This window comes from Tateyamaria omphalii (assembly GCF_001969365.1).
Classification (GTDB): Bacteria; Pseudomonadota; Alphaproteobacteria; order Rhodobacterales; family Rhodobacteraceae; genus Tateyamaria; species Tateyamaria omphalii_A.
In genome coordinates, this window is record NZ_CP019312.1 from 2,206,545 (window position 1) to 2,217,341 (window position 10,797).

11 protein-coding genes and 1 riboswitch are annotated in these 10,797 nt (G+C 64.4%); of the genes, 7 read left to right on the forward strand and 4 right to left on the reverse strand.

The window, feature by feature from the left end:
* From BWR18_RS22370 to BWR18_RS10940, 3 genes are read left to right on the forward strand one after another with little or no spacing between them, the layout of a single operon-like run.
* Entirely contained in the window at positions 1–321 is a 321-nt protein-coding gene (locus BWR18_RS22370; RefSeq protein WP_368073611.1) for a transglutaminase N-terminal domain-containing protein, read from the forward strand.
* Positions 285–800 carry a transglutaminase family protein gene (locus BWR18_RS22375; protein ID WP_368073612.1) on the forward strand — a complete coding sequence of 172 codons (516 nt, stop codon included), beginning with the start codon at positions 285–287 and terminating at the stop codon, positions 798–800. Before BWR18_RS22370 ends, BWR18_RS22375 begins: the two co-directional genes overlap by 37 nt.
* A gap of 38 nt (positions 801–838) precedes the next feature.
* The gene (locus tag BWR18_RS10940; protein WP_076628193.1) at positions 839–1,573 is read left to right on the forward strand and encodes a proteasome-type protease; all 735 of its coding nucleotides are present in this window, start codon (positions 839–841) and stop codon (positions 1,571–1,573) included.
* Between the two features lie 84 nt (positions 1,574–1,657).
* On the opposite strand, the gene BWR18_RS10945 is transcribed toward BWR18_RS10940, so the two are convergent.
* From BWR18_RS10945 to cobO, 4 genes are read right to left on the reverse strand one after another with little or no spacing between them, the layout of a single operon-like run.
* Complete coding sequence (locus BWR18_RS10945; protein WP_076628194.1) at positions 1,658–2,050, reverse strand: 5-carboxymethyl-2-hydroxymuconate Delta-isomerase; 393 nt, start codon at positions 2,048–2,050, stop codon at positions 1,658–1,660.
* 22 nt (positions 2,051–2,072) lie between these two features.
* Complete coding sequence (locus BWR18_RS10950) at positions 2,073–3,518, reverse strand: cobyric acid synthase (protein WP_076628196.1); 1,446 nt, start codon at positions 3,516–3,518, stop codon at positions 2,073–2,075.
* Positions 3,515–3,988: a hypothetical protein gene (locus tag BWR18_RS10955; protein WP_076628198.1), complete on the reverse strand. Its 474-nt coding sequence runs from the start codon at positions 3,986–3,988 to the stop codon at positions 3,515–3,517. The genes BWR18_RS10950 and BWR18_RS10955 overlap by 4 nt, the downstream gene beginning before the upstream one ends.
* A gap of 39 nt (positions 3,989–4,027) precedes the next feature.
* Complete coding sequence (gene cobO, locus BWR18_RS10960) at positions 4,028–4,639, reverse strand: cob(I)yrinic acid a,c-diamide adenosyltransferase (RefSeq protein ID WP_076628200.1); 612 nt, start codon at positions 4,637–4,639, stop codon at positions 4,028–4,030.
* 87 nt (positions 4,640–4,726) lie between these two features.
* Positions 4,727–4,942: riboswitch (cobalamin riboswitch) on the forward strand.
* Positions 4,943–5,027: 85 nt separating this feature from the next.
* On the opposite strand from cobO, the gene BWR18_RS10965 reads away from it, so the two are divergent.
* Genes BWR18_RS10965 through BWR18_RS10980 form a run of 4 tightly spaced genes read left to right on the forward strand, consistent with a single transcriptional unit; the run spans position 5,028 to position 10,796 of the window.
* Complete coding sequence (locus BWR18_RS10965; RefSeq protein WP_076628202.1) at positions 5,028–5,402, forward strand: DUF1636 family protein; 375 nt, start codon at positions 5,028–5,030, stop codon at positions 5,400–5,402.
* Between the two features lies 1 nt (position 5,403).
* A complete protein-coding gene (gene cobW, locus BWR18_RS10970; protein ID WP_076628204.1) occupies positions 5,404–6,459 on the forward strand; it encodes a cobalamin biosynthesis protein CobW in 1,056 nt (351 codons plus the stop codon).
* A gap of 12 nt (positions 6,460–6,471) precedes the next feature.
* Positions 6,472–9,705 carry a cobaltochelatase subunit CobN gene (gene cobN, locus BWR18_RS10975; RefSeq protein ID WP_076628206.1) on the forward strand — a complete coding sequence of 1,078 codons (3,234 nt, stop codon included), beginning with the start codon at positions 6,472–6,474 and terminating at the stop codon, positions 9,703–9,705.
* Entirely contained in the window at positions 9,702–10,796 is a 1,095-nt protein-coding gene (locus tag BWR18_RS10980) for a cobalamin biosynthesis protein CobG (RefSeq protein WP_076628208.1), read from the forward strand. Before cobN ends, BWR18_RS10980 begins: the two co-directional genes overlap by 4 nt.
* Position 10,797 lies beyond the last annotated feature (1 nt).

Sequence of the window (10,797 nt, forward strand, 5' to 3'; positions counted from 1 at the left end):
ATGCGCCTCAAAATCAATCACAAGACCCATTACACCTACGATGCCCCTGTGCCTTATGGCTTGCAGCAGATCCGCCTGCGCCCCAAGTCCCGTCCGGGTCAGGTGGTCGAGGACTGGCAGATCGACGTGACCGGTGGCAAGGTCGAAGTGTCGTTCGAGGATGAGCACGCAAATTCCGTGGATCTGCTCAGTTTTACCCCCGGCCAGTCCGAGATTGAGATCACCTGTTCCGGCACTGTCGATGTCGAGGACAAGTCCGGCATCGTCGGTCCGCAGGGGGGTATGTGCCCCTTTGGCTGTTCCGGCGCAGCACGTCGCTGACCAAGGTTGGTGCGCGCGTTCGTACACTGATCGACGCAGCCCCGCGGGAGGGTGCGGCGGTTGACCGGTTGCACGCCCTGTCATCCCTTGTGCTGGAGGCCGTGCCCTATTCCACCGATCAAGCGGCGTCCGACCTGAGCGCCGAAGACGTGATGGAGGCCGGGCATGGCGTATGCCAGGATCACGCCCATATCTTTGTCACCGCGGCGCGCGCCTTGGGTTTTCCGGCCCGCTATGTGTCCGGCTATCTGATGATGAACGACCGGGTGGACCAGGATGCAAGCCATGCCTGGGCCGAGGCGCATATCGACAATCTGGGCTGGGTTGGGTTCGATATCTCGAATGGGATTTCACCCGACGCCCGCTATGTCCGCGTCGCCACCGGCCTCGACTACCGCGATGCAGCCCCGATCTCGGGTTTACGCTATGGTAACGCAGCGGAAGATATGTCTGTGAGCTTGAAGGTTCAGCAGCAATAGCGCAGATTTGGCGCGAGTCGGGTGGGAACACACAAGATATGACATATTGCGTAGGGATGCGGTTGGACACCGGGCTGATCTTCATGTCCGACACGCGTACCAATGCAGGTGTCGACAATATATCCACCGTCAAAAAGATGCACACATGGGCCGTGCCGGGCGAGCGGGTCATTGTGATCATGACCGCCGGAAACCTCGCGACGACACAGTCCGTGATCTCCCTGCTCGACGAACGTTCAAAGGCCCCGGAAGAGCGCAAGCCCTCGATCTTGGAGGCCCCGTCGATGTTTCAGGTGGCCCGCGAGGTCGGCCGTACCCTGAAGGAGGTGATCGGCGCCAACGCGACAACTGGCATGGAGGCGGACGGCGCCTTTGGCGCCACGATGATTATCGGCGGTCAGATCAAGGGGTCAGAGCCACGCCTTTTTCTGGTCTATCCGGAAGGCAACTTCATCGAAGCGTCCGACGACACGCCGTTCTTTCAGATTGGCGAGGCGAAATACGGCAAGCCCATCATCGTGCGCGCCCATGATCCCGCGATGCGGTTCGAGGATGCGGTGAAGCTGCTGATGGTGAGTTTTGATTCGACCATCAAGTCGAACCTGTCCGTTGGTTTGCCGCTGGACTACGTGACCTATACCGGCGACAGCCTTGCCATCACGCACGAAGAGCGGATCGAGGCGGACGATCCGTATTTCCAGATGGTATCGAACGGCTGGGGCGAGGCGCTGAAGGTCGCCTTTGATCAACTGCCCGAATTCAAATTCGACTGATCCGGCGGACGCGTGCCGCGACGACATGATTGAATGGGGGCTCTGCCCCCAAACCCCCGAAGTATTTTAAGCCAGAAGAAGGTATCAGTGCATGTCGGGCGGCAGGTGGTCCCTGATCCAACCGATCTTGCGGCTGTGGTGCGGGTCGATCTCGCGCAGCTCCAGCGACAGCATGAAGGGGTATTGGGCCATATGGCTGGCGGTGAATACCCTGGCCGCGTCAAAGACAGCGTCCGTTGCCTTGGTCTGTTGCGCATCGGTGCGGCCGGCCGCCAGGCGGATCGTGATGCCGATGTCAGCGCGGCGGGGATCGCCGTCTGCAATCACGCTGTGCTGCGTGGCGTGCGCGCGCACCCGGATGCCCGCGGGTGGAACGACACCCGTGGCCGCTGCGGCATCCTTGAGCGTCACGCGCAGGCTATGCATGTCGAGCGCCTCGTCGAGACTGGCGGAGTAATCGAGAATGATATGCGGCATGGTTGAACTGTGATCGGCAGCCCTAGCGCGCGCAAGCCAAAAGCGCGTCGATATCCAGATGCGCCTCAAGGTGATCGGCCAGCGCGTCCAGCGTTGTTGCGACCGTGTCGGAGTAGGACGCAGTGCCGCCGCTGATACCAAACCCGCCAAGCCACGCGCGCCGGAACCCGTCATCGCGGAACATGCCGTGCAGGTAGCTGCCCGCCACTCGGCCATCTGCGCTGATCGCCCCCTCGTCCTCTCCGGCCACCTGCGCGAAGGGTCGGGCCCGGTCGGGGCCGTCGCTGCGCCCGATATGGATCTCGTACCCCTGAAAGCCCTGACCGCTGGGCACATGCACCGCGTCGACGGTGGTCAGACGTTTGTCATCCGACATCACCGTGTCCACATCCAAAAGGCCAATGCCCGGCGTGTGGCCCGCGGGCCCCTCAATCCCGTCCGGGTCATCCACCACGCGGCCCAGCATCTGAAAGCCGCCGCAGATGCCCAGCACATGACCGCCGCGCCGCACATGCGCGCGCACATCCTCGTCCCAGCCCTGATCCTTGATGAATTGCAGATCGCCGCGGGTGGACTTGCTGCCGGGGATGATCACCACGTCCGTGTCAGCGGGCAGCGGTTGGCCCGCGTGCAGCATCGTCAGGCGCACGCCCGGTTCCTGCGCCAGCGGGTCCAGATCATCGAAATTGGCGATGCGCGACAGCTTCAGGCAGACGATATGCAGCCCGCCCGCGCGGACGGGCGTCGCGATGTCCAGGGCATCTTCTGCCGGTAATTTCCAGGCATCGCCGAACCACGGCACCACGCCAAATCCGCGCCAGCCAGTGTGCTGTTCGATCAACGCATAACCGTCATCAAAGAGGCTGGGATCACCCCGGAAACGATTGATCAGAAAGCCACGGATCACGTCGGCGTCGTTGGGATCAATGACCGCCTGCGTGCCCACGATCTGCGCGATCACCCCGCCCCGGTCGATGTCGCCCGCCAACACGACAGGGCAGTCCGCCGCTCTGGCAAATCCCATATTGGCAATGTCGCCGGGGCGTAAATTCACCTCGGCCGGGCTGCCCGCCCCTTCGACCAGCACCAGGTCATGGCGCGCCTGCAACCGGTTGAAGCTGTCCAGCACCGGGGCCATCAGGGACGGTTTCAAAGCGGAATACTCACGCGCCTTGACCGTCGTCAGGCGCTTGCCTTGCACGACCACCTGACTGCCCACATCGGTTTCCGGCTTCAGCAAGACCGGGTTCATGTCGGTATGCGGCTCCAGTCCGCTCGCCATCGCCTGCAGTGCCTGCGCCCGTCCAATCTCGCCCCCATCCACGGTGACGGCGGCATTGTTCGACATGTTTTGCGGCTTGAAGGGGGCCACGGACAGCCCTCGTATGACCGCCGCCCGGCAGAGGCCCGCGACCAGCATCGACTTGCCCACGTTGGACCCGGTGCCCTGGATCATCAGCGCCGTCATTCCGGTGGTTCCAGCTCGCGCCGCGCGACAAAGACAACCCCGGCAACCGACCATAGCGCAAGCTCGATAAAGATCGTCCAGTGAAGCACGGTTGACACGAACCAATCGTCTTCTGCGCCAAGCAGGACAACCAATGGTCCGGAAAAGGAAAACGTACCCCAGCCCCATGATATGTCGCCGGTAATGGTATCCAGAACCATGTGCAAAAGCGCGCCCAAGCCGACGCCAATGAGAACGCGGGACGTCAAAACAACCCCGAAAAACAGCATCACCGCCCACAGGGTCGGGTCATGCGTGAGATAGCTGTCATGACGCACCGCGCCGCCATCGACAAACAGCAACCAGACCGTATCCAGATCGGGCGCAATCGCACCGATGATGATGGCCCAGAACATCACGGGATCGCGAAAAAAGCTGCGATCAGTGGCACAGGCCAGCAGGTAGCCTGCAGGTGCGTGGCCGACGATCATGGCGCTCCCCTCGTAAGGCGCACGTGTCGTGCGCCCGGCTCAGAACTCGACACCCTTCTGTGCCTTGACGCCCAGATCCTTGAACGGGTGTTTCACCAGCGTCATCTCGGTGACCAGGTCCGCGGCCTCGATCAATTCGGGCTTGGCGTTGCGGCCCGTCAGCACAACATGCGTCATCGGAGGTTTCTGCTTCATCAGGAAATCGACGACCTCGTCAATATCGAGATAATCATAGCGCAATGCGATGTTGATTTCATCCAGCAGAACAAATTGGATCCCCGGGTCCAATATCTGCTCCCTGGCGATGCGCCAGCCGTTCTCGGCCGCGGCCACGTCGCGTTCGCGATCCTGGGTTTCCCATGTAAACCCTTCACCAGAAACGAAAAACTGGCATTTCTCCGCAAAGCGGTCGCGCAGGAACGTCTTTTCGCCCGTATCCCAATTTCCCTTGATGAACTGCACCACGGCGCAAGGCATCCCATGTGCGATGCAGCGCATGATCATCCCGAACCCGGACGAGGATTTGCCCTTGCCCGGTCCCGTATGGACGATGATCAGACCTTTTTCTTCGGTCTTGGTCTCCATCATCTTGTCGCGGGCGGCCTTGATCTTTTTCATCTTGGCGTTGTGGCGTTCGGTGATGTCGTCCATGGCGTCCTCCTTGCGACTGAGCCATGTGGTGCCATGGATTTGCCGGCAGTGCCAGCGTCGTTGGCGCTTGACTCCGCTGGCGGTCGGTCGCACTACGGTGATGTTGGTGCCCGAGGTTTGCTTCGGGTGAAAAGGGAATGCCGCGGGCCGCAAGGTCCAAACGCAGCCGCCCCCGCGACCGTGACCGGAAAGGGTGCTCCACGCCACTGGCCAAAGGCCGGGAAGGCAGGGCAACCGCAGAGGCCCCCGATGGATGCCTCAAGATCCGCAAGCCGGGAGACCTGCCAGCCAGAGGAAGACGAAACCGGACGGGGTGTGCCGGGTGTCGGGACGCCACGGCCAGTCGCCGCCCGCCATCTGCCATGCCGTCCCCCGATAGGGAACACACATGGCCGATCTGCCCCCCGTGGAACTCTTGGTCTGCGTGAAATGCCGCCGCGAGCTGGACGTGCCCGAAGGCGGCACACGCCCCGGCGAAGCGCTGCATGCAGAACTCGCAAACCGCACCATGTCCGAGGGCGTGACGCTCAAGGCCGTCGAATGCCTCTCCAACTGCTCATCCGGCTGCTCCGTCGCCGTCCGCGGCGGCGCGCAGCGCTGGACCTATGTCTACGGTAACCTGATGGAGGACCGCGACGCCGACATGGTTGTCGACGGCATCTCCAAATACGCTGCAACTGCCGACGGTATCGTCCCCTGGCGCGAACGCCCCGAACATTTCCGTAAAAACTGCATCGCCCGCATCCCCCCGCAGGAGTTCTGATATGGCCAACCTCAACAAAGTCCCCGTCACCGTCATCACCGGCTTTCTCGGCTCGGGCAAAACCACCCTTGTGCGTCACCTGATGCAGAACCCGCAGGGCAAGCGCCTTGCTGTCGTGGTCAATGAATTTGGCGACGTGGGTGTCGATGGCGACATCCTCAAAAGCTGCGCCATCCCCGATTGTCCTGCCGAAAATATCATGGAACTGGCCAACGGCTGCATCTGCTGCACCGTGGCCGACGACTTCATCCCGACAATCGAGGCGCTCATGGCCCTCGACCCGCAACCCGAGCATATCCTGATCGAAACCTCGGGCCTCGCCCTGCCCAAACCGCTTCTCAAGGCCTTCGACTGGCCCGATATCCGCAGCCGCATCACCGTGGACGGCGTGATCGCGCTGGCGGATGCCGAGGCTGTGGCCGCAGGCCGGTTCGCCCCTGACGTCGCCGCCGTAGACGCGCAGCGCGAAGCCGATGACAGCCTTGATCACGAAACGCCGCTTTCCGAAGTGTTCGAAGATCAGATCAGCTGCGCCGACATCATCCTGCTGACCAAACCCGACCTCGCCGGGCCCGACGGCATCGCCAGGGCCAAAGAGATCATCGCAGCCGAGGCCCCCCGCCCCCTTCCGATCGTCGAAGTGGCCGAAGGCGCCGTGGACCCCCGCGTGATCCTCGGGCTTGAGGCCGCCGCCGAAGACGACATGGACGCACGCCCTAGCCACCACGACGGCCATGACGACCACGAACATGACGATTTCGAGAGCGTCATCATCGACATCCCCGAAGTGGACGATCCCACCGACCTCGTCGCCCGGATCGAAGCCATGGCAAAGAGCCAGAACATCCTGCGCGTCAAAGGCTACGCCGCCGTCACCGGCAAACCCATGCGCCTGCTGGTACAAGCCGTGGGTGCCCGCGTCCGCCACCAGTTCGACCGCCCGTGGGGCCCGAACGAGCCGCGGCAGGGCCGTTTGGTCGTGATTGCCGAACATGACGACGTGAACGCGGCAGCGATCCGGTCGGCATTGACCGATGTTCCGGCAGCCGCCGAATAGGAACCGCCCCCGATGCACGTCGTCTTCCGCGAAAGCCACGGGCTCGAAGAGACCGAGACACCCACCGATCTGGGGCAGACGCCCGCGGATCTGGTGGTGCTGTCCTTCTCCGACAGCGACCTCGGGGCTTTTGCTGCGGCGTATCACCGGGCGGACGGCAAGCTGCCGACCGTGCGGCTGGCAAACCTCGTCGGCCTCAAGCATCCGCTCTCTGTCGACACCTACATCGAACAGACGCTGGAAGGGGCCAAAGGCATCCTGATCCGCCTCATCGGCGGCGTCCCCTACTGGGCGTATGGGCTGCAACAAGTCGAAACACTCTGTCAGCAAAAGGGCATCGCGCTCGCCGTCCTGCCTGCCGATGGCCGCGCTGACCCAAGGCTCGATGCCATCTCGACCCTGCCGGTCTCCACGCTCCGCCGCCTCGCCCATCTTTGCGACACCGGCGGTGCAGTTGCGGCACAAGCCGCTCTGGCCCAAATGGCACTCGCCTCCGGCCTCTACGCCGGGCCGGTCAAGGGTGCCAAATCCCTGCCATCCGTCGGCGCATGGACGCCCGAAGACGGCGTTGCCTGCCCGCTGATCGTCACCGCAGATGACAAACCCCTCATCCTTGTCACATTCTACCGCGCCTATCTCGCTGCTGCCGACCTCTCGCCCATAGAAGCCACATTCGACGCCCTGCGCGCACGCGGCTTTCGCGTCCTCGGCCTTTTCGCCCCGTCGCTCAAGGCCCCCGAACCTGCCGCATGGATGGCCCGCCAAATCGCGCATCTGAAACCTGCGGCTATCGTCAACGCCACCGCCTTCTCCGGCATCGGCGCGAACGGAACCTCTCCGCTTGACGCCGGCAACGTCCCCGTCTTCCAGATCGCGCTGGCCACCTCCACCCGCGAGGCATGGGCGGAAGCCGAACGCGGCCTCTCCCCCACCGACCTCGCTATGCACGTGGTCCTACCGGAGGTGGACGGACGCCTGTTCGCAGGCGTCGCGTCCTTCAAGGAACCGCAGCCGCGCGACGACGCCCTGCAATTCGCAAGATACGCGCACAAGGCCGACACTCAGCGGATCGACGCCGTGGCCGACCGGGTCAAAGCCTGGACTGACCTTGCTGCCACCCCCCCGCCCGACCGCGCCCTCGCCCTGATCCTCAGCACCTATCCGGGCAAGGACTGGAACATGGCGCATGCCGTCGGTCTCGACGCGCTCGCCTCAGCCGAGGCGATCCTGTCCGACCTGAAAGGCGCAGGTCATACAACCGAAGCTGCTCCGATTGCTCGCGCGCTCGAAACCGAAACCATCAGCTGGCCGCTCGCGGACTACAAAGCCGCTCTCGCACGTTTGCCGCGATCTCTAAAAGACGACATCACAGCCGCATGGGGCACCCCCGAACAGGATACCGACGAGGGCCACTTCCACTTCAAAGCCAAACGTCGCGGCAACATCCTCATCGCCCTGCAACCCGAACGCGGAAACCCGCAGCAACGCGACGACGACTACCACGACCTCGCCCGCACCCCGCGCCACGCTTATGTTGCCTTCTACCTCTGGCTTCAAAGCCAGACACAGGCGCTGGTCCACATCGGCGCGCACGGCACGCTCGAATGGCTGCCCGGCAAATCCGTCGCACTGTCTCATACGTGCTGGCCCGAAGCCCTGACCGGCACCCTGCCCGTCATCTACCCCTTCATCGTCAACGACCCCGGCGAGGCCGCCCAAGCCAAGCGCCGCATCGGCGCCGTCACCCTTGGCCACCTGCCACCCCCGATGAAGGACAGCGCCACGCCCGACCGTTTCGTCCGGCTCGAAACCCTTCTCGACGAGTTCTCCAACGCCGACGGTCTCGACCCCAAGCGCCGCGACCGTTTGCAGGATGACATCCGCGAAGAAGCCCAGGCAATTGGAGTCGAGAACGACCTCGGCCTCGACCGCGCGACATGCAGTGCCGAAGCCATCACCCGCATCGACCGCTTTGTTTGCGACATCAAGGAAAGCCAGTTCGGCGATGGCTTGCACATCTGGGGGCAAGACGCAGACACGGAACGCACCGCTCTGATCGACGCCCTGAACGGCAAGCGTATCGCGGGCGGCCCCTCTGGCTCACCCCATCGCGGGCGCCGCGACGTGCTGCCCACGGGCCGCAACCTCTACACCACCGATCCGCGCTCAGTCCCAACCCGCGCGGCCTATGCCCAGGGTGTAAAACTGGCCGAGGAACTCGTGCGCCGCCACCTCCAGGAAGAAGGCGACTGGCCCCGTGGCCTGATCGTGGACCTCTGGGGCTCCGCCACCATGCGCACGGCGGGTGAAGAGTTCGCCATGGGACTACACCTGCTCGGCGTCAAACCGGTCTGGGACAAAGGCTCCGAACGCGTCTCCGGCATCGAAGTGCTGCCCATCACAGACCTTGACCGCCCGCGTATCGACGTCACCTTGCGTGTCTCTGGGCTGTTCCGCGACGTGTTCCCGACGCTCTCCGCCCTCTTCGGCCAAGCCGTCCGCGCGCTGGCCGCGCGCGACGAAGCACCAGACTGGAACCCCTACGCAGGCCAGACGCCCGCCTCCCGCGTCTACGGCCCCGCCCCCGGCAGCTTCGGCCTTGGCATGGGTGCAGACATCGAAACCTTCACCGACGAAGCGCGCACCGCCGCAGGGCAAGCCTGGCTCGCCGCCAGCGCCTACGCGCTCGACGGCACGAAGACGGTCAAGGATGAGGCGGGCATCCGCGCCCGCGTCGCCGCCGCCGACAGCTTCGTCCACCTGCAAGATCTGCCCGAAACCGACGTGCTTCTGGCCTCCGACTACGCCGCCCATGAAGCAGGTTTCGCCGCCGCACAAGCCGTGACCGGGGGCAAGGCGTCCCTCTACCACCTCGACAGCACAAACCCCGACCGACCCCGCGCCCGCACCCTGCCCGAGGAAATCGCCCGCGTCGTCCAGGCCCGCGCCACGCAGGTCCGGTGGCTGCGTGGCATGATGCGCCACGGCTTCCGCGGCGGGGCGGAAATCGCCGCCACCCTTGACCACATGGCCGCCTTCGCACATCTCGCGGGCGTCGTCGGCCCCCACCTCTTTGACGCCTACCATGACGCCACCCTCGGCGACCCCGAGGTTGCCGCCTTCCTCCAAGACGCCAACCCCGGCGCGTACCAAGCCATGCAGGACCAGTTCGCCGCCCTTGACGCCGCGGGCCTCTGGCACACCCGCCGCAACTCGATCCGCGCCAGCCTTGAGGCCGCACAATGAGTATCAAAGGCTGGTGCCCCGGCGCCTGGCGCCCCATGATGTCCGGCGACGGCCTGATCGTGCGCATACGCCCGCGTCTGGCCCGCCTGACCCAAGTTCAAACCCTTGGCCTCTGCGCCCTCAGCCAAACGCACGGCAACGGCATCATCGACCTCACCAGCCGCGCCAACCTGCAAATGCGTGGCATCAACGGGAACCAATACGACAGCCTCCTCCAAGCGCTCCAAGACCTCGACCTGCTCGACGCCACACCCGAGGCAGAGGCCAAGCGAAATATCGTCACCACGCCCAAATGGCAGGACGGCGACCTCACCATGCGCCTGCACGCCAAGATCATCAGCGCCCTGCCGGACATGCCCACGCTCCCGGCCAAGATGGGTATCGCCATCGACACCGGGCCCGCACCGCTCCTGTCGGACACCTCCGCCGATTTCCGCTTCGAACGCAGCCCGGACGGCATCATCCTGCGCGCCGACGGCGCCGAACACGGCCAGCCCGTCACCGAACACACAGCCGCAGCGGCGCTGATCGACCTCGCCAACTGGTTCCTCGGCACAAACGGCGCAGCCGCCGGTCGCATGGCCAAACACCTCAAAACCACCGCCCTGCCAGCCGTATGGCAAACCACTGGCCCGGCCCCCGCCGCACCACGCCTCCAACCCGGCAACCACACCTACGGCGCGCCCTTCGGCAGCATTGACGCCTCTGACCTCGCCGCCCTCATCCAAGACAGCCAAGCCATGGCCCTCCGCGTCACCCCCTGGCGTCTCTTCACACTCGAAAACGCAAAAGCCCACGCGCCCCATGGCTTCATCACCGACGCAAACGACCCGCTCCTGCACACCCACGCCTGTCCCGGCGCCCCCGCCTGCGCTTCCGCCACGGTCGACACCCGCAGCCTCGCCCGACAACTGGCCAAACCCGGCCTCCACATCTCGGGCTGTGCAAAAGGTTGCGCGCACCCGCGCCGCGCGACCACCACGCTCGTGGGCAACAACGGCACGTTCGACCTTGTGGAAAACGGCCATCCATGGGATGCCCCCCGCCAGCGCGGCCTCACGGCCCAAGACCTCCTGACGCCAGCGAGCTAAA